General features: G+C 68.9%; 19 protein-coding genes and 4 tRNA genes. 14 read left to right on the top strand and 9 right to left on the bottom strand.

Annotation, left to right across the window (positions count from 1 at the left end):
* Positions 1-228: 228 nt before the first annotated feature.
* Positions 229-813: an NAD(P)H-dependent oxidoreductase gene (locus LDL21_RS15020; RefSeq protein ID WP_225280544.1), complete on the bottom strand. Its 585-nt coding sequence runs from the start codon at positions 811-813 to the stop codon at positions 229-231.
* 75 nt (positions 814-888) lie between these two features.
* Between LDL21_RS15020 and LDL21_RS15015 the strand changes: the two genes are divergently transcribed.
* The gene (locus LDL21_RS15015) at positions 889-1,809 is read left to right on the top strand and encodes a LysR family transcriptional regulator (RefSeq protein WP_225280543.1); all 921 of its coding nucleotides are present in this window, start codon (positions 889-891) and stop codon (positions 1,807-1,809) included.
* 68 nt (positions 1,810-1,877) lie between these two features.
* Here LDL21_RS15015 and LDL21_RS15010 read toward each other — a convergent pair.
* Positions 1,878-1,949 (bottom strand) — tRNA-Val (locus LDL21_RS15010).
* 327 nt (positions 1,950-2,276) lie between these two features.
* Between LDL21_RS15010 and LDL21_RS15005 the strand changes: the two genes are divergently transcribed.
* The 3 genes from LDL21_RS15005 to LDL21_RS14995 all read left to right on the top strand — a co-directional run bounded on the left by LDL21_RS15005 (position 2,277) and on the right by LDL21_RS14995 (position 2,540).
* Positions 2,277-2,348: transfer RNA gene (locus tag LDL21_RS15005), tRNA-Gly, on the top strand.
* 45 nt (positions 2,349-2,393) lie between these two features.
* Positions 2,394-2,464, top strand: a tRNA-Cys gene (locus tag LDL21_RS15000).
* A gap of 1 nt (position 2,465) precedes the next feature.
* Positions 2,466-2,540: transfer RNA gene (locus tag LDL21_RS14995), tRNA-Val, on the top strand.
* A 51-nt stretch (positions 2,541-2,591) separates the two neighbouring features.
* Here the strand turns inward: LDL21_RS14995 and LDL21_RS14990 are convergent.
* Positions 2,592-3,521, bottom strand: coding sequence for a zinc-binding dehydrogenase (locus LDL21_RS14990; protein WP_225280542.1), 930 nt, complete (start codon positions 3,519-3,521; stop codon positions 2,592-2,594).
* Positions 3,522-3,635: 114 nt separating this feature from the next.
* Between LDL21_RS14990 and LDL21_RS14985 the strand changes: the two genes are divergently transcribed.
* From LDL21_RS14985 to LDL21_RS14975, 3 genes are all read left to right on the top strand, one after another.
* Positions 3,636-4,277: a TetR/AcrR family transcriptional regulator gene (locus LDL21_RS14985; RefSeq protein WP_225280541.1), complete on the top strand. Its 642-nt coding sequence runs from the start codon at positions 3,636-3,638 to the stop codon at positions 4,275-4,277.
* 101 nt (positions 4,278-4,378) lie between these two features.
* Complete coding sequence (gene mraY, locus LDL21_RS14980; RefSeq protein WP_225280540.1) at positions 4,379-5,452, top strand: phospho-N-acetylmuramoyl-pentapeptide-transferase; 1,074 nt, start codon at positions 4,379-4,381, stop codon at positions 5,450-5,452.
* A gap of 39 nt (positions 5,453-5,491) precedes the next feature.
* Complete coding sequence (locus LDL21_RS14975; protein ID WP_225280539.1) at positions 5,492-6,697, top strand: sigma-70 family RNA polymerase sigma factor; 1,206 nt, start codon at positions 5,492-5,494, stop codon at positions 6,695-6,697.
* On the opposite strand, the gene LDL21_RS14970 is transcribed toward LDL21_RS14975, so the two are convergent.
* A complete protein-coding gene (locus tag LDL21_RS14970; RefSeq protein ID WP_225280538.1) occupies positions 6,636-7,589 on the bottom strand; it encodes a hypothetical protein in 954 nt (317 codons plus the stop codon). The two genes, LDL21_RS14975 and LDL21_RS14970, sit on opposite strands and share 62 nt — an antisense overlap.
* Before the next feature lie 383 nt (positions 7,590-7,972).
* On the opposite strand from LDL21_RS14970, the gene LDL21_RS14965 reads away from it, so the two are divergent.
* Positions 7,973-10,192, top strand: coding sequence for a hypothetical protein (locus tag LDL21_RS14965; RefSeq protein WP_225280537.1), 2,220 nt, complete (start codon positions 7,973-7,975; stop codon positions 10,190-10,192).
* Here the strand turns inward: LDL21_RS14965 and LDL21_RS14960 are convergent.
* Complete coding sequence (locus LDL21_RS14960; protein ID WP_225280536.1) at positions 10,189-11,124, bottom strand: LysR family transcriptional regulator; 936 nt, start codon at positions 11,122-11,124, stop codon at positions 10,189-10,191. The two genes, LDL21_RS14965 and LDL21_RS14960, sit on opposite strands and share 4 nt — an antisense overlap.
* A 55-nt stretch (positions 11,125-11,179) precedes the next feature.
* Complete coding sequence (locus LDL21_RS14955; protein ID WP_225280535.1) at positions 11,180-12,682, bottom strand: flavin-containing monooxygenase; 1,503 nt, start codon at positions 12,680-12,682, stop codon at positions 11,180-11,182.
* Between the two features lie 94 nt (positions 12,683-12,776).
* Here LDL21_RS14955 and LDL21_RS14950 point away from each other — a divergent pair, with 94 nt between their 5' ends.
* Positions 12,777-13,316, top strand: coding sequence for a GNAT family N-acetyltransferase (locus LDL21_RS14950; protein ID WP_225280534.1), 540 nt, complete (start codon positions 12,777-12,779; stop codon positions 13,314-13,316).
* A gap of 3 nt (positions 13,317-13,319) precedes the next feature.
* Here LDL21_RS14950 and zapE read toward each other — a convergent pair whose 3' ends face one another.
* Positions 13,320-14,339: a cell division protein ZapE gene (gene zapE, locus LDL21_RS14945; protein ID WP_225280533.1), complete on the bottom strand. Its 1,020-nt coding sequence runs from the start codon at positions 14,337-14,339 to the stop codon at positions 13,320-13,322.
* A 35-nt stretch (positions 14,340-14,374) separates the two neighbouring features.
* On the opposite strand from zapE, the gene LDL21_RS14940 reads away from it, so the two are divergent.
* The 4 genes from LDL21_RS14940 to msrB all read left to right on the top strand — a co-directional run bounded on the left by LDL21_RS14940 (position 14,375) and on the right by msrB (position 18,588).
* Positions 14,375-15,136 (top strand): pyrimidine reductase family protein, encoded by a 762-nt coding sequence (locus LDL21_RS14940; RefSeq protein ID WP_225280532.1) that lies wholly within the window; start codon positions 14,375-14,377, stop codon positions 15,134-15,136.
* A gap of 31 nt (positions 15,137-15,167) precedes the next feature.
* Positions 15,168-16,721, top strand: a complete 1,554-nt coding sequence (locus LDL21_RS14935) for an alpha/beta hydrolase (RefSeq protein ID WP_225280531.1) — start codon at positions 15,168-15,170, stop codon at positions 16,719-16,721.
* An 81-nt stretch (positions 16,722-16,802) separates the two neighbouring features.
* Positions 16,803-18,122 (top strand): glycosyltransferase family 87 protein, encoded by a 1,320-nt coding sequence (locus LDL21_RS14930; protein ID WP_225280530.1) that lies wholly within the window; start codon positions 16,803-16,805, stop codon positions 18,120-18,122.
* Positions 18,123-18,162: 40 nt separating this feature from the next.
* Entirely contained in the window at positions 18,163-18,588 is a 426-nt protein-coding gene (msrB, locus tag LDL21_RS14925) for a peptide-methionine (R)-S-oxide reductase MsrB (RefSeq protein ID WP_225280529.1), read from the top strand.
* Positions 18,589-18,591: 3 nt separating this feature from the next.
* Here msrB and hemQ read toward each other — a convergent pair whose 3' ends face one another.
* Both hemQ and LDL21_RS14915 read right to left on the bottom strand, forming a co-directional pair.
* The gene (gene hemQ / locus LDL21_RS14920; RefSeq protein ID WP_225280528.1) at positions 18,592-19,287 is read right to left on the bottom strand and encodes a hydrogen peroxide-dependent heme synthase; all 696 of its coding nucleotides are present in this window, start codon (positions 19,285-19,287) and stop codon (positions 18,592-18,594) included.
* A 43-nt stretch (positions 19,288-19,330) separates the two neighbouring features.
* Positions 19,331-19,477: a hypothetical protein gene (locus tag LDL21_RS14915; RefSeq protein ID WP_225280527.1), complete on the bottom strand. Its 147-nt coding sequence runs from the start codon at positions 19,475-19,477 to the stop codon at positions 19,331-19,333.
* A gap of 239 nt (positions 19,478-19,716) precedes the next feature.
* On the opposite strand from LDL21_RS14915, the gene LDL21_RS14910 reads away from it, so the two are divergent.
* Positions 19,717-20,067 (top strand): VOC family protein, encoded by a 351-nt coding sequence (locus tag LDL21_RS14910; protein ID WP_225280526.1) that lies wholly within the window; start codon positions 19,717-19,719, stop codon positions 20,065-20,067.
* Positions 20,068-20,145: the final 78 nt, after the last annotated feature.

Below are 20,145 nucleotides of genomic sequence, written 5' to 3'. Positions count from 1 at the left end.
CACGCCTCGGCCAAATTCGGGCATTCCGTACCGATCTCGCATGGGCTCCGCGTGACCGCATCGACGCCTGGTGAGGAGGGTGATCCGGCGTCCACCGGGTCCATTGATCGCTCCGCGCCGCCCTCGTTGCCGGTCGGCGCGGTCCTGCGGCCCCGATCACGCGCCCATCGGAAAACATAGCGGTCCAGAACGCGGAACAGCCGAATCCGGGCAACGCGGGATCACGGCTCAGCAGACAGCATCGAGATGGCTACCCACGGGTTCGTTACCGGCCGATGCGGTGGCCGATGCCAGCCGGGCAGCCACTCCGACAGCGCGTCCGGCCTGATAGCGGGCGGCGGCCAGTGCGAACTCCGTTGGTGGGTTGCCGAAGCCGGCGACGTGTCCGGCACCGTGGGGGTTGCCGGACCGCATCTGGTCGGCGACAGGCACCGGGGCGGTGAAGCCGGGCGGCACGATGATTCCGCCCCAGTGGGTGAAGATCGTCGTGAAGGAGGAGAGGGTGGTCTCCTGACCGCCGTGCGTGCTCGCGCTGGAGACGAAGGCTCCGTACACCTTGTCGGCCAGTCGGCCGGTCCGCCAGAGGTCGCCGGTGCCGTCGATGAAGGTCTTGAGTCCGGCGGCGATCGTGCCGTAATGGCTGGGTGTTCCGAACAGGACGACGTCGGCCCATTCCAGGTCGGTGTTGCCTGCCTCGTCGACCGGGAGCAAGCGCACCTCGGCTCCTGCGCTGGTGGCGCCTTCGGCGGCGGCTTCTGCCAGCCCCTTGATGCTCCCGGTGCGGCTGTAGTAGATCACTGCGACGTTGATCATCGGTACTCCTGTGTTCGAGCGACGGTCGTCACCGGTGGTGACGGCCTCCTCGATGCTGCGGTGCGGCCGGGCGGCGTGACCAATACCGACTGGGTCGGCGGCGATACCGCAGCGGTATCGACGGTGGTGGCAGCTGGTTACGATGCGCCGGTGGAAACCCGGGAGTTGCGCTACTTCGTCGCCGTCGCGGAGGAGTTGCACTTCGGGCGGGCGGCGCGACGGCTCGCGATCGCGCAACCACCGCTGTCGCGGGCGATTCAGCAGCTCGAACGGCGGCTCGGAACGGTTCTGCTGCGGCGCTCCGCCCGCGCGGTCGCGTTGACCGAGGCCGGGTCGGTGCTGCTGCGGGAGGCCAGAGTCGTGCTCGACGCGGTCGAAGCCGCCGAGCGCCGTACTCGCCGGGCCGCTGCCGAGCGCCCAGGCGTGGTGCTGGCCGCCAAGGCCGGTGCGTCGAGCGAGCTGTTGTCGAGGCTGTTGGACGTGTACGCCGCCGAGGTCGGGGCGGTGCCTGTCGAGGTGATGCTGTGCGGGCCCGGCGAACCGGAAACCCTGTTGCGCAACGGGTCTGCCGATGTCGCTCTGCTCCAGCGGCCGTACGACTCGACGGCTGGATTCGACACCGAGGATTTGCATACCGAGCCGCAGGTCCTTGTGGTGCCCGCGGGGCACCCGGTCGCCGGCCGATCCCACTTGTCGATAGCGGACATCGGAGCGCTGTCGGATCTGCCGTTGCCACGCTGGCTTCAGCGCGATGGAAGTTTCCCGGACGGCCCCGGCCCTGAGGTTCGCAATTACAGCCAGCTGATCCAGCTGATCGCGCTCGGGCGGGCTTGCGCGGTCGTGCCCGAGTCGCTGCGGGCTCAGCTGAGCGATGCGTTCGCGATCGTTGCGGTGCCGGACGCCCCGCCCGTGACGACGGTCATCTGCTGGCCGCAGCACAGCAGATCCAAGGCTGTCGCCGACCTCGTCCGTATCGCGACGGGGCTGCCGTCGTAAGCGTGCCCGCCCGCCGGAAACGAAAAAGCAGGCCAGCACTGAAATAGTGCTGACCTGCTTCTTTACTGTGGTCCTAGCTGGTTTCGAACCAGCGACCTTCCGCGTGTGAGGCGGACGCTCTCCCGCTGAGCTATAGGACCGGGATGGTTGCGAGGGGCTGTTTGTGCGGCCTCTCGAACGAGACGAAACATTAGCACGGGGTACCCGGGAGACACCAAATCGCCTTGTGAACGGGAAGTTCGGGGCGGCGGGCCCGGTAGAAGGAAGGGACCGGAACGCACCCGCGTGGCGCGGCACCCGAAGTTCGACCAACGGACACCGGGGCGCCAACGGACAACACGCGTGTAATTCACATTTATGCCGTTTAACCAGGCGATTTGTAGTCTTCGCCGCGCGTCGGCTAATGTTCTCATCGCACCACGGAGAGCAGCAAGGCCCCCGGGACGAGCTCCTCTGGAAGTGTGAATGCGGATGTAGCGCAGTGGTAGCGCATCACCTTGCCAAGGTGAGGGTCGCGGGTTCGAATCCCGTCATCCGCTCGAGAGGTAGGTTAGGCACTAGTAATATGCCATCCTCCTTTGCGCGGTGGAGTGGCCGAGTGGTGAGGCAACGGCCTGCAAAGCCGTGCACACGGGTTCGATTCCCGTCTCCACCTCGCGCGATTAGCTCAGCGGGAGAGCGCTTCCCTGACACGGAAGAGGTCACTGGTTCAATCCCAGTATCGCGCACCACAAGTCAGGCCCCCTTTTGAGGGGGCCTGACTTGTTTGCGTTGCAGGCCGATCAGCCCAGCTCCAGGACGGCCTTGCCGTGCAGTCGGCGATCGCGCAACGCCGTCACCGCCTCGTCCGCGGCTGACCAGTCGCCTCGCCAGACGACCTGCGGGTCGAGAACACCCGCGGCGACCCGGTCGGCGAGCCAGGTGAGATCGCGGCCGAGATCGCGGCAGCCGAGCAGAAAGAACGTGACGATCGAGCGGTCGTGCCTGCCCGCGTCGCCGGAGAAGGTGCCGAACGGGAACTGCTCCGGTGCGCCGGTGGTGTGCCCGACCGACACGAGCGTCCCACCTTCCGCGAGCGACTCGAAGGCCGCGACCATCTGCGGTCCCCCGACGAGGTCGAGCACGCCGTCGACGCGACCATCGAGTTCCGCGGGATCCGCTATCACCTGCCCGGCACCGAGCTCCCGCATGCTGTCGCCATACACATCCGGGTTCGAGGTCATCGCGACGACCTCCGCACCACCCAAACGCGCCAGCTGCACCGCGTAACGGCCGACGGCACCGGACGCACCGGTGACGAGAACCTTGCGCCCCAGCAGCGGACCGAGGCGGTGCAGCGCGCGCAGCGCCGACGCGCCCGCCACCGGCACGGTACTGAGGGCCGCGAGGTCGGCACCTACCGGTGCGACGCCCACCAGTTCGGTATCCACAGCACGCAATTCGGCCCAGGCACCGGCCAGTCCGAGTGTGACCACCCGCGTGCCCACAGCCGGGCCCGACCCATCGGCGGCGGCACGCTCGACCACCCCGGAAGCATCCCAACCCAGAACCGTGCCCGCATCGGCACCGGGAACCAGATGCGTCACCTCGCCGTGGTTCAACGACGTCGCGGCAACCCGCACCAACACCTGATTCGGGGCAGGCTCGGGGTCCGGGGCCGACCCGAGGCGGAGTCCGGCGGGGGCGGAACGGTCGACCAGCAGTGCTCGCATATTCAGGACCTCAATCTTGTGGCAACACGGCAGATCAGCCGCGAAGCAAAAGTGCCACCGAGTGGCAATTGCTGTCAAGTGGCATACAGTGGAGGTCGCCGCTAAGCTGACAGGATGGACGTAGCGATCGACGAGTTGCCGCTGCGCGAACGGAAAAAGCTGCGAACCAGGCACGCGTTGATCGACTCGGCTCTCCGGCTGTTCACCGAGCGCGGGTTCGATGCCGTCACCCTGGACGAGCTGTGCGATAGCGTCGAAATCTCCAAGCGCACGTTCTTCCGCACCTTCGCAGGTAAGGAAGACGTGGCGATGGCGCCGATGCAAGACGTCTGGCTCGTCTTCCTGGAAGAGCTGGAACGCGGGGAACCACGGGAAACCGAGCTCCTGCTCATGCTCCGGGACGCGTTGCTGTCGGCCATCGACCGTGTCGCCGTCGGCGACTGGCCACGGCGCGCGGCGCTGAGCAATCGCCTCGCCGACGTCACCCCGTCGATGGCGGGGCACAACCTGCAATTCTGCGATCGGACGAGTCATGCGGCGGTCGCCCTGTTGCGCCGCGAACTGGACGTGGACGAGGACCGCACCCTGCATCTGCGCCTCGGTATCGACATCATGGTCGCCGCGTTCCACTGCGCGCTCGGCGCGTGGACCGCCGACGACGACCGCACCGCCGCAGGATTGGCCGTTGAAGTACGTCGCGCCTTCGATGCGGTCCCGGACGTGCTGACCATGACCGTGCGTCCGAAGAGCCTGTAACCCCGATCACTACGGCGACGCAACCCGGTGGCCTCCCCTAGGATCGGCACGGCGCCGCCGGGGCCGCAGCGGTTGGCGGAACAGGCGGGACGGAGGGCAATGTGAGACAGATCCTGTTGTCGGCGGGCATCGCCCTCTTCATCACCATCACACTCACCCCCGTGCTCATCCGGGTGTTCGCGCGGCGCGGTTTCGGGCAGGAGATCCGGATCGACGGGCCCGCCAGCCACCACACCAAACGCGGCACACCGACGATGGGTGGTCTCGCCATCGGTGCGGGCGTGTGGGGCGGCTACCTGGGCTCGCATCTGATCGGAACACTGTGGGACGCACCGGGTCCCAGCGCGTCGGGCGTTCTGGTGTTGCTGCTCGCCTCGGCGCTCGGCGTGGTCGGTTTCCTCGACGACTCGATCAAACTGCGCAAACACCGCAATCTCGGGCTCACCGCGGCGGGCAAATATCTGGGGCAGATCTCGGCGGCGGTCGTGTTCGCGGTGCTGGTGCTGCGCTTCCCCGGCGCCACCGGACTCACTCCGGCAGGCCGCAACCTGTCATATGTGCGTGACATCCCGACCATCACCTTCGCGTCGCTGTTCTTCGTGCTGTTCGTGGTGCTGCTGGTGGTCGCCTGGTCGAACGCGGTGAACATCACCGACGGGCTCGACGGGCTGGCCGCCGGGTCGATGACCCTGACCCTCGGCGCCTACGTGGTGATCACGCTGTGGCAGTACGACCACTCCTGCGAGATCACCCCCGGCCGCGCCTGCTACACCGTCCGCGACCCGCTGGACCTGGCGATGGTGAGCGCGGCGGGAGCGGCGGCCTGTGTCGGGTTCCTGTGGTGGAATGCCGCGCCCGCCAAGATCTTCATGGGCGACACCGGATCCCTCGGCCTCGGCGGTCTGCTGGCCGGGCTGTCGATCACCAGCCACACCGAACTGCTCGCGGTGGTGCTCGGTGGACTGTTCGTCGCCGAGATCATGTCGGTGGTGCTGCAGATCGTCGTCTTCCGCACCACCCACACCCGGCTGTTCCGGATGGCGCCGTTCCACCACCATTTCGAACTCGACAACTGGCCGGAGACGGCGGTCATCATCCGGTTCTGGGTACTGGCGGGCATCGCCTCGGCGACGGGGCTGTGCCTGTTCTACAGCGAGTACCTGACGTCGCTGTGACGCAACATTGTCGGTGTTCGCCGCTACGCTGACGCGATCATGAGAGAACCGGGCCACGACATCGCCGCCGACGTCTCGTTCGAGCTCGAGGAGCTCGACGAGCTGGTCGGCGAACTGCTCGTCGACCACGCCGAACGCGCGGCACGCGAGGCGCGGGTGGTCGGGCTGCGCCTGGGCATCGGCGGGCAGCGCCCGGAAACCCTCACCCGCGTCGGCGCCCGCTACGACCTCGCCCGCGACCGGGCCCGTCAGCTCTACACCAAGGCGATCGGGCGCATCCTGCGCGAGGCCACCCGATCCGGACACCGCTCCGCCGAGGTGTTCGCCCACCGATATCCGCGTGAGGCAGGCGATCTGCGCCTGGTACGCACCCTGCTCACCGAGACCTACGCGACCGACACCGACCTGGTCGCCATGGAGTGGTCGTATCTGAAGTTGCGCCTGGCCGGACACGACCAGACCGACGCGCGGCGGGTCGCCGGTTATGTCATGCAGCGAATCCTGGGCTGGCAGAAGAAGACCGCGAGCATCCTCGCCAAACTGCACGCCCCGGACGACGACGTCGACGACCTGGACGCGGTGCTCGCGGGGACCGACTGGCCGGACGGCTCCCCCGCCCCGTTGCCCACCGTCTCGGCGCGGGTGGCCGATGCCGACGACGACGGGCGCGGCCGGTTCTACCTGGCCAAGGCCGGGCGCGACGTCGCCTACGACTCGGCGCTGGTCGCCCGCCTGCTGCGCACGCTCGACGCCAGCCCGGCCGTCGCGGCATTCCAGGAGGAACCCGCCGCCCTCACCTACACGTTCGCGGGCGAGAACCACGTGCACTATCCCTCGGTCGCCGCCCGGCTCACCGACGGCCGGACGGTGCTGATCGATGTGGTGCCACTCGGCCGGACCATGTTCCACCACAACAGGCTTCAGGCCGAACTGATGCGCGCCCACGCCCACGAACGCGGCTGGGGTGCGCTCACCTGGACCGGCAGCGCGATCGGCACCGCGCAACTGCGCACCCACACCGTCGACGCGGCCGCCGAACAGCGCATCGCCACCGACCTGGCCACCAGCCCTTACGACCGGGTCGCCCTCGCCGCCGTGCTCACCGAGACCGGCCTGGACCTGCTCGACCTGGCCGCCCTCGTACTGCGCAACGACTGGCAGTTCGACCGGTTGCCGATGCGGCTCAGCGCATCACCATCGCCCCGGCGAGCACCGCGACAACCAGCAGCATCGCGCAGCAGGTGAGCCACTGCCACTGATCTAGGGTGCGGTCCATCCGGCTGATCGTGGCACGCAGGCCGGCCGCTGTCCGCTGCTGGGCGACCAGCTCACTGCGCAGGCCGGCCAGCGTGATGGCGTGGGCGTCGGCCGCAGCGGCCGCACGTTCGATCCGGTGATGCAGCCTGGTCACCAACCGCTGCTTGTCACGCACGGCCTGTCGCGACACCGCCAGTTCCACTCGCTGGTCGCGCAACTGACTGCGCTGACGTTCGATCATCGCGGCCTGCGCCGCCGTGTGCTTCTCCCAGGTGCCCACCTCGGCCCACCCTCCGTTCATCACATCCACATGACCCCAGGCGATGTCGTCCGCCACCCAGCCCTCGAGAAACTCCCGCAGCGCCCAGCCCGCCCGCACCGGTGCGGCGAAACCGGACTCACCGGCGGTGAGCATGCCCTGATCGATGCGGTATTCGGCACCGGCGGGCGCGAAGTCGGCGATACCGACCGCGGGCACCAGCGGCACCCAGTACCCGCGCGGCACCACCCACAGCACGTCATCGATGCCCGCCTCGCGCAGGCGTTCTCGGTGCGCGCGGGCGGCGGTGATGTCGAGGGGGCCGCTGCGCACCTCGACCACGCCGCGCCGCTCGCCACGGCGCCAGTAGATGTCGACGGGGATATCGCCCACCCGGGCGTCGACCTGCGCCTCGTCGGCGCCCGCCGCCGTCAGCCTGCCACAGATCCAATGTTCGAGCCGCTGGGTATTCCATTGCTTCGCAACGCAATCGGGGCAACCACAGCCGTATCCGGTGCGTTCGGGCGCCGCGCGACGACCGCCCTCGGAGATCCCGAGTTCGTCGAGCAGCGCCCGCCGTCCGCACACCACCTGGGTGTCGCTTCGCCGCTTCGTCCTCACACCATCACTCCCTCACCGGGGCCTGCCGTACGCCCCGCGCCCACGACCTGCACTCAGGTTCCCGCAGCCGCCGACACGCCGCCAGCCCCCTTGACCCGCACTCGGGTGCGTCGCCGTGTGGTGATCGAGATCACAACGACGACATTGCTTGTATATCAAGCCCTTTCATTGTGCCAACGTCGCACGGACCGGCGAAGATCTTGATCATTTCGATACACAGACCGGCCGGGTTGCCGGTCCTTTTCGTCCCGATTACGAAAAGGTTCGGCGCGTCGCCTGGCGCACCGGCCGAGGATCACTACAACGCGTCGGCGGGCACCGGTGGATATGATCGCAGGCGGCCGAGGCGGGCACGCTCGCCGTCCACCGGAAGTAGGGTGTGCATGAACCACGCTGAGCACGACGAAACCATCGGGTCGATGCTGGCGAATATCGCCGCGGCGCTGCGTGAGGTCAGCGAGAAGCTCGATGTCGTCGCCGCGCGCGTCGCCCAGGAGGTCCCCGGCTTCCCCGGTGACGACGAGGACGTGCCCGACCAGCTGCGCATCCGCCGCCTCGAAGCCTGGGCTTTCCATGCGTCACAGGACATTTCCCGGCTCAGTGCCCGGCTCGACGCGCTCGACGGCGGCGACGATCCGGCCCCACCGCCCGCCCGCGGGCGCAGCAGACGGGAAGTCCGCGAGGCCGCCGAGCGGGCCGCCGCCCACGAGGAAGCCACCCGGCCACCGCTGGAGCGTCGTCAGTCGAGCCGCTCGGTCCCCGACCACCTCGGCGATCCCACCTGGCCCATCACCTCTCCCCCTGTCCCTCGCGCGACGACCGAACCGCACAGCGGTGTGGTTGCGGGCGAACGTGGTCGGGCCGCGCAGCACGAGGAGGGTGAGCCTCGTACCGCCGCGTTCGCGGTCCAGTCGCCGGGGCTCGGCGATCCTGAACCCCAGGCGGCCCGTGCGTCGAACGGTGCGCGCGGTGACACCGCACAGCGACCGAAGGTGAACGGTGCGCATGCGCCGGAAGCGACTGTGCGGGAAGCCGTCCCGAATGCGCAGCGGGTGAACGGCCGACTGCCCGCGCAGCCGGAGCGGGAGACGCCTGCGCGTGGGGTGGCGGACGACATCGCGGCGCAAGGGGTCGGTCTCGCCGCGAATCGTGCTGTTGTGCTCCCGGATTCGACCGATGATCTCGGCCGCCACGATGCGGAGGCCGCGCCTGTTTCGGGCGGGTTCGCGAGCGTCGAACGCGCCCGCCCGGTCGGCAAGGTTCCCACCGAGACCCGTGGCACCGAACGCCACACCACTTCCGGCAATGTGACCTGGTCGCCCAACGGAGTCGATCCGCAGGCTCAGCGCAACGGATCCGTCTCCCACGGCGCAACCGACCAACGCCCCGCCGTCGAACACGCCGGCGGATCGGAAGACCTGCGGCACAGCTCGTTCGACGCAGGCACGGCGGGCGAGCGGGTCGGTGATCCTGAAGACGCGCACCGCGCCGCACCTGCGTCGGGTCACGTCGACGACCAGCAGGCGAGCTCGGCGCGCGGACCGGTGAACGGCACGGGTGTGCACTCGAGTCCGAGTGAGCAAGATCGTGCCGGAATCGTCCCGACCGAAGATGCTCACGCGGCCGAAGCCCGGGTCGCGACGAACGGGACGACCTTCAACGGGTTCGCCGATCGGTCGGCGTCCGCGCCGAAGAACGGCAGTGCCAACGGGATCCAGTGGTCCTTCGACGACGACGTGGAGACGACCCTTCCCACCCCGCCGCGAAACGGTCACGCCCGCAACGGCTTCACCACGGATTCCCGCGGCGAGTCCGTCTTCGCCGACTTCACGCCTCGCAACTCGACCACCAGCGAAAAACCGGCAGCCCCCGCCCGGTTGGTCGCCCCGCCAGTCGCCGATTCGGCCCACCAGGTCGAAGGGGCCGGCCGAGCCACCGTGCCGTCGGAGCACCTCGAGCAGGCACCTCGGTCCGGGCCGTCGGTCGGCGGACCCGACTACCGAACCAGCCCGGCGACGGAATCCGTCGACCGGTCCGGCGCAACAGCCCTACCGACGGACTACCCGAATCAGGCGGGCCACTCCGCCCCGGCGGCGGGCGATCCCGGCCACACGCACCAGCCGGCGGACCGCATCACCCAGGGCGAGCAATCCCGCCCGTCCGACGAAGCGGCGAACGGCCGATACAGCCAGGGCGAGCGATCCAGCCGACCACACGGTCACAGCGCCGAGGAGACCGGCCGGACGAGCGGACAGGACGCGAACACAGGTCCGCTTGCGGCCCAGGCGGCTCACAACACCGCGCGATTCACCAACTCGGACAACGAGGCCGGGACCCGGCACGGCCGACCCGCCGCCCCGGCGGTCGACCTGCCCGCGGTCCACACCTCGTCCAGCGCCGACGACAACCTCGGCCCGGCCCCGATCCCCACGGCCACCGACCCGGCAGGCATCACGGTGACCGGCACCTACCGCGCCTTCGACCTCGAATCCGCCGCCCACGTGGACAAACTGCAGGCCATGCTCGACGAACTCAAGCGCTCCGCCGGCCTGCCACCGGGCCGCCGCGACGTCTTCGGTCCACCGACCCAGGACCTCGGCTAGACGGCGACTCCCACCGAGCGCACATCGGGCACCTCCGGCGCGTCGCGCAGTACCGTCGCGACGAGTTCGCGCACGGCGCGATGTCCGGCGTCGGCGGTGTTGCGCGGATGCCAGGCCATGGCGACGACGGGGGCGGGCAACGGCAGCGGGATCTCGAAGGTGGCCAGGCCGAGCGCCTGGCAGGCCGGGCGGGACAATGCCGCGGGGGCAGGGCAGATCAGCTCGGTGGTCGCCACAGTGAACAACGCGGTCGCCAGGTCGGCGACGGTCGCGACGACGCGGCGGGTGCGACCGTGCAGGGCGAGGCGGTCGTCGATGGGACTGTGGGTGCGGCCGGTGGGTGACACCTCGAGGTGGCGCGCGGAGGCGTAGGCGGCGACGGTGGGGCGGTCGGCGGCGAAGGGATGGTCGGCGGCCGCGACACCGACCCAGCGGTCGCTGAACAGCCGCTGCACAACGGTTTCGGGGTCGGTGCGGCCGAGCACACCCACTTCGATGTCGACCTGCCCGTCGCGCAGGGCCACGGCGCTGTCGGCGGGGTCCGCGGCCAGCAGCCGCACCGTCACGCCGGGCAGTTGTGCCCCGACCGCGCCCAGCAGCGGTCCGGCGAGCCGCGCCGCCACCGCATCACCCACGCGGACGACGAAGTCCCGCTGCCTGCGAACACCGCCGCCCTCGTGCGAGGTGAGCAGCACCCGGCTCGCCTCGACCAGCGCCGCCACGTCCTGGCGCAGTTCCAGGGCGCGCGGGGTGGGCACCAGATGCCTGCCGGAACGCACGAGCAGCGGGTCACCGAACACCTCACGCAACCGGGTGAGGGTGCGGCTCATCGCCGAGGTGGAGGTGTGCAGTCGCCGGGCCGCCTCGGTGACGCTGTTGGTGTCCAGCAGCGCGTCCAAGGCGGGCAGCAGGTTCAGATCCAGCGCTTCCACGCGAGGATTATCACCAACGCCCGGTTCGCCACCAAGCGGCCGCACCGCGTGTCGGTTATCCCTCGACCACCGCGACCGGCGTCGGCGCCGGGGCGGCGTTGCGGTTGCGCAGCACGCCGCGGTAGGTCGCGGGCCGCACCGGGCGCACCCACTGCCCGAGCCGGGCCGACAGCGGCAGCGGGGTGCCGAGGTCGTCGAGCATCTCGTCGATATTGCCCAGCGAGAACGGGATCACCGACGCACCGTGCGCGTGGGCACCGTTGCTGCGGGCCCGCGACCAGGCGAGGCGTTCGTCGATGTCGTTGTTCATCAGTTCGGCGACCGGCGGCACGAAGGCACCGGTGAGCAGCCCCGCGATCCAGTGCGCGCCGACCTCGGCGCTCAGGGCGCTCACATTGGAGCTGTTGTAGCCGGCGAAACTGAGATTGGGCACCTCGACGGGCAGGATGTGGCGGTAGAGCCGGAAGTCGCCCGCCTCGTCGGTGAGCGAGCGGCGCACGAACGGAGTGAGGAACGGTACCTCCTGGCGATATCCGGTGGCGCATACCACGATCTCGGCCAGTTTCAGCGTCCCGTCGGACAACCGGACCGCTGGCCCGTGCTGCCCGCCGATGAGTTCGACGATCTCGGCGTCGCGGTGCACGGCGATGCGGCCCGCCTCGATCTGGTCGAAGAACCCCTCGGTGGCCAGCGCGGCGCTGCTGGTCGCCATATCGGCCAGTGGACCGTCGGGGACCAGGCCGAGCTCGCGCAGCCGCAGCTTGCGCGTCACCCGTTCCTGCAGCAGGTCGAGGTTCGCCTCGCGCAGGGCGAGCCGGTCGAGCAGGCGCTCGGCGCGGTGGCCGAACCGGGACGGGAAATGCGCCTCACCCGCGCGGGTGAGCAGCAACCGTTCGTAGTCGGTGCCGAATCCGAACTTGCGCGGCATCTTCCAGGTGAGCCTGCGGGCGACCACGCTGGTCTCGTCGGCCAGATGACTCACCGCCTCGGCCACATCGCAGGCCGACTTGCCGTACCCGACGACGACCACCGAACGGTCGCGCGCCAGTTCGGCGTCGTGGAACTGCGAGACGTGACACAGCTGCCCTCCCGCGGCACGGAAGGCCGCCGCACCGGGCAGATCCGGCAGCACCGGGTCGCTGTACACACCGTTGGCGACGATCAGGTGATCGCAGGTGCTGCGGTGCACACCCATCCCGTCGCGGATCTCGAGCAACCAGCCGCTGTCGACCGGGTCGGCGGCGACCACCTCGGTGCCGAGTCGCAGATTCCCGGTGAGACCGAATTTCTGCGCGTACCCGGCGAGGTAGGCCTGCATCTGCTGACCGTCCGGCCAGCGCGGGTAGTCCTCCGGCATCGGGTGGTCGCTGAAGTGGTTGGTGTGCTTGCTGTTCTGTGAACGCAGGCCCGGGTAGCGGCGGGTGACGCTCCACACACCGCCCACGTCAGGGGCTCGGTCGAAGACTTCGACCGGGAACCCGGCCTGACTCAACACCTTCGCGCAAGCCAATCCCGCAACTCCCGCACCGACGATCCCGATGCGGCTACCGCTAGTCATGGGCAGGAGAGTACTCGGGACCGCCGTCGCGGTGCCACCGCCGCGATGCCCACAGTGCTGTCTACCACCGCCACGCCCGTGCTGTACTGGAACGATGACCAACAGCTCCGTCGTCGTCGACCGGGCCGGACTCTGGGACGCCGAAGCTCTCAGTGATGTGGCGACCGCGACGTTCCCGCTGGCCTGTCCCCCGCAGGCCGACCCGGCCGACATCGAGATCTTCCTGACCCAGATGCTCTCGGGCGACCGTTTCGGCGAGTACCTGTCCGACCCGGATCGCACGGTCCTCAAGGCCGTCGACGGTGACGAGATCGTCGGCTACGCCATGTTGATCGCGGGCAGGCCGACCGATCCGGCCATCGACGCACAGGTCAGCCCGGGGTCGGTGGTCGAACTCAGCAAGATGTACGTGCTGCCCGGCCACCACGGCACCGGGGTGTCCGGTGCGCTCATGGACGCCGCCGTCGACTCCGCGCGCGAGTCGGGCGCCGACGCGGTGTGGCTCGGTGTCCACCAGGACAACGAACGCGCGCAGCGGTTCTACGGAAAGCACGGGTTCGTGCGGGTGGGCACCAAGACGATGACCGTCGGCAGCAAGGTGCTCGACGATTTCGTCTTCGAACGGAAGCTGTGATCCCTACGCGGTAGCGGCCTCGAACCGCGACAGCGCGAGCAGACGCGAGATGGCGCGCAGGTACTTCTTGCGGTAGCCGCCGTCGAGCATCTCCTGGGAGAAGATCTCGTCGAGCTTGGCGCCGGACACGGTCACCGGAATGCTCGCGTCGTAGAGGCGGTCGGCGAGCACCACGATGCGCAGCGCGACGGCCTGGTCGGTCACCGGGTGCACCCCGGAGACGAACACCGAGGTGACACCGTTGATGAGCGCGCCGTACTTCGAGGGGTGCAGCGTGCTCAGGTGCTTCAGCAGAGCGTCGTAGTCGTCGAGGGTGGAACCCGGTGTGGCGGCGGCCCGTTCGGCCAGCACCTCGGGCGAGGTGGGCTCGGGAGCGGGCGGCAGGTCGCGGTGCCGGTAATCGGGACCGTCGACGCGCACCGGCTCGAAGATGGCGCCGAGCTTCTTGATCTCGCGCAGGAAGTCCTGTGCGGCGAAACGGCCTTCGCCGAGTTGACTCGGCAGGGTGTTGGAGGTGGCCGCGATCGAGACGCCCGCGGCGGACAGCTCGGTGAGCAGGCGCGAGACCATCGTGGTGTCGCCCGGGTCGTCGAGTTCGAACTCGTCGATGCACAGCAGGCTGTTGGCGGAGAGCCGTTCCACGGCGTTGACGAAACCGAGGGCACCGACCAGGTTGGTCAGCTCGCCGAAGGTCCCGAACGACTTCGGCGCGGGCGCGCTGTGGAAGATCGAGGCGAGCAGGTGGGTCTTGCCCACACCGAAACCACCGTCGAGGTACAGGCCCGCACCGGTGACGGCCTTCTTCTTGCCGAAGAGGCTCTTCTTCGACGCGGCCTTGTGGATCTTGGCGACCTGACCGGCGAATTCCTCGGCCTTGCGAACCGCGGCCGCCTGGCTGGGTTCCTTGGGGTCGGGAATGTAGGAGGCGAAGCTGACCTCGTCGAACATGGGCGGGGGCACCATCTGGGCGACGAGCTGGTCGGCCGGGACCTCCGGGTGGCGATCGACGAGGCGTTCTTGCATGTGCGAATCGTACGGACGTGGTTGCATCGGTACCTATGCAGCGTATCCCTAATGTGACCCAGCTCGCAGATCTCGACGCCGACGCACTGGCCAGGAGCTATGCGTACCCGAGGCACCTGGAGCGGCCGTGGGTGCGGGCCAACTTCGTCAGCAGCATCGACGGCGCGCTCGCCGTCGACGGCGTGACGAAGGGACTGGCCACCCCGGCCGACAAGCTGGTATTCAAGCTGCTGCGCGAGCTCGCCGACGTGATCCTGGTCGGCGCGGGCACCGTGCGCACCGAGAACTACGGCGGCGCCCGCACCGACGACGAACACCGGCGGGCGCATTTCCGGCACGGGGTCGGCGGCAGCGAGGACGGCAGCCCACCGCCGATCGCCGTGGTGTCGGGCAGCGCGAATCTCGATCCGGCGGCGCGGCTGTTCACCGACGCGCAGACCCCGCCGCTCATCCTCACCACCGCCCAGGCCGACAAGGACCGCGTCGCCGCGCTCGAGGACGCGGGCGCGCAGGTGGTGGTCGCGGCGGAGTTCGCGATCACGCCCGCGGCGCTGCTGCGGGTGCTCACCGAGCGCGGTTTGCTGCGGGTGCTGTGCGAGGGCGGACCGCATCTGTTCGGTCAGCTGGCCGAGGCCGATCTGGTCGACGAACTGTGCCTCACCACGGCGCCGCTGCTGGTCGGCGGGGCGGGCGGGCGAATCTCGCTGTCGGCGAAGCAATTCGGAACCTCGATGGCACGCAAGCAGTTGGTGCTCGACGACGACGGCACCGTGCTGGCCCGCTGGGCCCGTCGATGAAACCCGGCGCCGAACCTGGCAGGGTGTAGCCATGCGCTTGACTCGGGCCGCGGTAACGGCCGCGACACTGTCGATCATGCTCGCGGGCTGCGGGGCGGGACCGTCGGATCGGCCCGTCGTCGCGGTGGAACGGCCGGGTGCCGGTGGAGTGGCGACCCAGGAGGCGGCGACCGAGGACCTCGGCACGGCCGAGGTCCCCAAATCCGATCTCACCTGGCGTGACTGCACCGAGTCGACCATCAGCTCGTTGGCCTTCGGCGACGTGCCCGCCGGACTCGTGCTCGAATGCGCCGATTTCTCGACACCCATCGACACCGCGGGCACCGTGCTCGGCACCTTCCGCGCGGGTGCCCTGCGGGCCCGGCTGCCCGAGACTCCCACCGATGTGGCCCCGCTGGTGCTGACCTCCGGCGCCGACCGGTCCTCGGCCTCCACCCTCGCCGGTCTGGCCATCGGTCCCAACCGGGCGCTGCTCACCGCGCAGCCGGTCGTCGCGGTGGATCGGCGTGGGATCGGCGCCTCCCAGCCCATCGACTGCATCCCGGCCCAGTTGCGCGCGGTATTGACCGATCTGGGGCAGACCGGGGTGGGCAACGCCGACCAGGTCGGTGCCGTCGCCGGGTTCAGTCAGGACGCGACCATCGCCTGCCGCGATTTCCTGCAGCCCTACGAGGGCACCTTCGACGCACCGCACGCCGCCGACGACATCGAACAGCTGCGCAAGCAGTGGCAGGTCGAGAAGATCAACCTGCTCGGCGCCGGCAACGGCGGCAAGGTCGCGCTCAGCTACGCGCGCCGCTACGGCGACCACCTGGCCCGGCTCGTCCTCGACGCACCGGAACCGGTGGGCGCCGACGCCGCGACCATGGCCGAGGCGCGCGTCACCGGCGCCGAAGCCGCGCTCACCGCGTTCGCCCAACGCTGCAAGGCGGCCAATTGCGCCCTCGGACCCGATCCGCGCGCGACCGTCGTCGGATTGATGAACAAGGCGACGTCCGGCGGACTGGGTGAGGTGACGGCCGCCGATCTGGCGACCGCGCTCACCGGTTTCCTGTCGAGCCCGCGCGGGGATCAGAACACCCGGGTCACCGCGCTGGCCGACATCCTCGCCGCGGCCGACCGTGGTGATCGTGGGCCGCTGGTCGCACTGGTCGGGCGTGAGGCGGCGGCGATCTCGTCCGACGGCGAGTTCGTGAACCGGTGCACCGACAGCCAGCAACCACCCACCCCCGATCGGGCCCGCGAACTGGCCGATACCTGGGCGGGCAAATATCCGGTTTTCGGTCGCACCGCCGCGATCGGGCTGATGGTGTGCTCGGCCTGGCCCGTCTCCACCGCCCCGCCGCTGCCCGATGAACTGTCACTGCCCGTGCTGGTGTTCGCCGGTGCCGCCGACCCCGTCGTCGGCGGTGCCGCGGCCTCGGTCACCGGCGCGCTCGGCGCCGCGGGCGCCCGGCACGCCACCATGACCTGGCAGGGCTGGGGGCATCCGGTGGTCGCGCATTCCGGGTGCGCGCAGCAGGCTGTCAACGCCTACCTCGCGGACGGGAAACTGCCCGCCGACGGCGGCGCCTGCCCCGCCTGATCGCCATCCGACCGGCGCGTTGCGGCGCGTCGGACGGGTCCGGCGACACCATCGCAACCCGATCCGGTGTACCGTGCCCCAGTGTTGTTCCGACAGCTCGAGCCCCGCACCGCTCGCACCGCCGCCGAGGTGATGAAGTTCGCATTGTGGCCGTTCGCGGTCATGACGGTGCTGAACCGTGTCTTCATCAAGGCGATCAACGGTTTCGTCACCGACGACTATCGCCCGGTGTACAACGCCTCGTTCGAGTTCTTGAACGGCAGGCCTGTGTACACGGCCAATTTCGATTCGGTCGACCCCCATTACCTGTACCCGCCCAGCGGAACCCTGGTGATCGCGCCGGTCGCGGTCATCGAGTACGAGCTGTCGCGGTGGCTGTTCATCGCCTTGAACGCCGCGGCGATCCTGCTCGCCTGGTACCTGCTGCTGCGGTTGTTCAAGTTCGGCATCGGTTCGGTGGCCGCGCCCGCGCTGCTGCTGGCGATGTTCGCCTCCGAGACGGTCATCAACACGTTGGTGTTCACCAATGTCAACGGGTGTCTGTTGCTGGCCGAGCTGGCGTTCATCCATCTGTTGCTGCGGCGGCGTGATCTATGGGCCGGGGCCATTCTCGGCCTCAGTATCGCGGTGAAACCGACGCTTGCGCCGTTGTTGCTGGTCGCGGTCGTGCGCGGCCAATGGAAGGTGCTCATCACCGCCATCGGTGTGCCCGTCGGGCTCACCGCGTTGGCCTGGCCGCTGTCGAAGGATCCCGAACGGTTCTTCACCCATGTGCTGCCGTACCTGGCCAAGACCCGCGACTACTTCAACAGTTCGGTCGGTGGCAACGGTGCCTACTTCGGGCTGCCGCACTGGCTGATCCTGCTGGTACAGGTGACGATGGGCGCGGTCGTCGCGGTGTCGCTCTGGTTGCTGTGGCGCTACTACCGCCACGACGAGCTGTTCTTCGTGACCACGTTCTCCGGTGTGCTGCTCACCGCGTACTTCCTGCTGCCCTCGCTGGGCCAGATGTACTACTCGATGATGCTGTTCCCGTTCCTGATGTCGGTGGTGCTGCGCAATTCCGTGCTGCGCAACTGGCCGGCCTGGCTGGCGATCTTCGGGTTCATGACCTACGACAAGTGGTTGTCGGACCGCTGGCAGGACATCGGGCGCACGCTTGAATACCTGCGCGTCACCTTCGGTTGGGGACTGTTGCTCATCGTGGTGTTCTGCGTGCTCGGCGACCGCTACCTGGCCGCCCGCCGCGAAGGCAGGCTGGAGTTCGGCATCGACCCGGCCTGGATGGCGAAGGCGCCCGACTCGCGAGACGGCGTCGAGGAGAAACCAGCGCCTGCACCGGCGCCCGACCGCGACGATCCGGTGGCACCGGTCGAGGAACGCGAACCCGCCCTGAAGTAGCTTTTCGGCGCGCGCGGCGCGAAACCATTAGCGTGGAGTGATGAGTTCCGATACCTCGTTGCCCGCGCCGCGCATCCAGCTGACGCCGCAGGAGTGGCGGGCCAAACTGAACCCCGAGGAATACGCCGTGCTGCGCGAGGCCGCCACCGAGCGGCCCTTCGTCGGCGAATACACCGACACCAAGACCGAGGGTGTCTACGCGTGCCGTGCCTGCGGTGCCGAATTGTTCCGCAGCACAGAAAAATTCGATTCGCACTGCGGGTGGCCCTCGTTCTTCGACCCCGCCGATTCCGACGCGGTGATCCTGCGTCCCGACGACTCGCTCGGCATGCGCCGGGTCGAGGTGCTGTGCGCGAACTGCCACAGCCACCTCGGCCACGTCTTCGAGGGCGAGGGTTACCCCACCCCCACCGACCAGCGCTACTGCATCAACTCGATCGCGCTGAAGTTGGAGCCGAAAGCGTAGGGCCTACGGCAGGGCGTTGATCAGCTGCTCGACCTCCACGCGCGGGCCCGTGAAGAACGGGATCTCCTCGCGGACGTGCAGGCGGGCTTCGGTGGCGCGCAGGTCGCGCATCAGGTCGACGATGCGGTGCAGCTCCGGCGCCTCGAACGCGAGGATCCACTCGTAGTCGCCGAGCGCCATCGAGCTCACCGTGTTGGCCCGCACGTCCGGGTAACCGCGCGCGGCCTTGCCGTGGTCGGCGAGCATCTTGCGGCGATCCTCGTCGGGCAGCAGGTACCACTCGTAGGACCGCACGAACGGGTACACGCAGATGTAGTTGCCCGGGTCCTCACCGGCAAGGAACGCCGGGATGTGGCTCTTGTTGAACTCCGCCGGACGGTGCACGGCCACATTGCTCCACACCGGGGCACTGGCCTTGCCCAGCTCGGTGGTGCGCCGGAAATCGGCGTAGGCGGCCTGCAGGTCCTCGACCCGTTCGGCGTGGGTCCACAGCATGAAATCGGCGTCGGCACGCAACCCGGCCACGTCGTAGATGCCGCGCAACACCACACCCTTGTCGGCCAGCCCGTCGAAGAAGGTCTGCGCCTCCTTGATCGCCGCCGCCCGGTCGTCGCCGAGTACGCCCGGCTGGACCTGGAACACCGAGAACATCAGGTACCGGATGGTGGAATTGAGGGCCTGGTAGTCGAGTCGCGCCATGAATCCATGGTGCCACTGCGCCGATTTCGCGCGGCGCCCGGGATCAGTCCAGGTGGTGCTCGACCGCACGCCACGGCGAGGATTCGTCGGCGCGGAAGACGGCCGTCACGGTGGTCGCCTCCCCCGCGTGGAGTTCGACGGGTCCGAGGTCGGGGTCGAGGATCAAGGTCGGCTGCTCAGCGGAGGTCACAGCGGGCGATCATGCAGGAACGCTATCGCCGATGGTGGATGACACGCCGCGATCGGCATGCGCGAAGCGTTGGGGCTGCGCCTTCGTCGGCTGCGCACTCCAGCCCGGCTCGGCTTCGGCGCTTGTTCGCGTCATGTCAGTCGTGGAGCTGGGCAGACGCGGTTCGCGTTGACATCGACCGGAGTCTTCGGGCCGCGTACGGTCGCGCTGTCACCGACAAACTCTGCACAGGAGGATCCATGCGCGTCATCAGTGTGGTCGCCGATCTCGCCGTCGCCGATATCGACGCCGCCAGAAGCTTCTACGCCGACTATCTCGGCCTCAGCCACGAGGAGTTCAACCTCGGCTGGGTGGCGCGATTCACCTCACCCGAGACGGGGGCGCACCTGCAGGTCGTCACGCGGGACGCGAGCGCACCGGAGAACCCGGTCGTGACGATCAAAGTCGACGATGTCGAGGCCGCGCTGGCCGAGGCGCAGCGACGAGGATTCGAGATCGTCCACCCACTGACTACCGAACCATGGGGAATCACCCGATTCTTCGTCCGCGCACCCGACGGAAACGTCATCAACATCGCCCAGCACCACTAGTTCCGCACGTTTCCGGACTTGGACGGTTGCTCACCACGCTCTGGCGGCGGCATCGGCCGAGAAGCGAACGCCACCAGA

The organism is Nocardia rosealba, assembly GCF_020216065.1.
GTDB lineage: Bacteria > Actinomycetota > Actinomycetes > Mycobacteriales > Mycobacteriaceae > Nocardia > Nocardia rosealba.
This window is presented reverse-complemented; position numbering and strand designations above follow the sequence as displayed.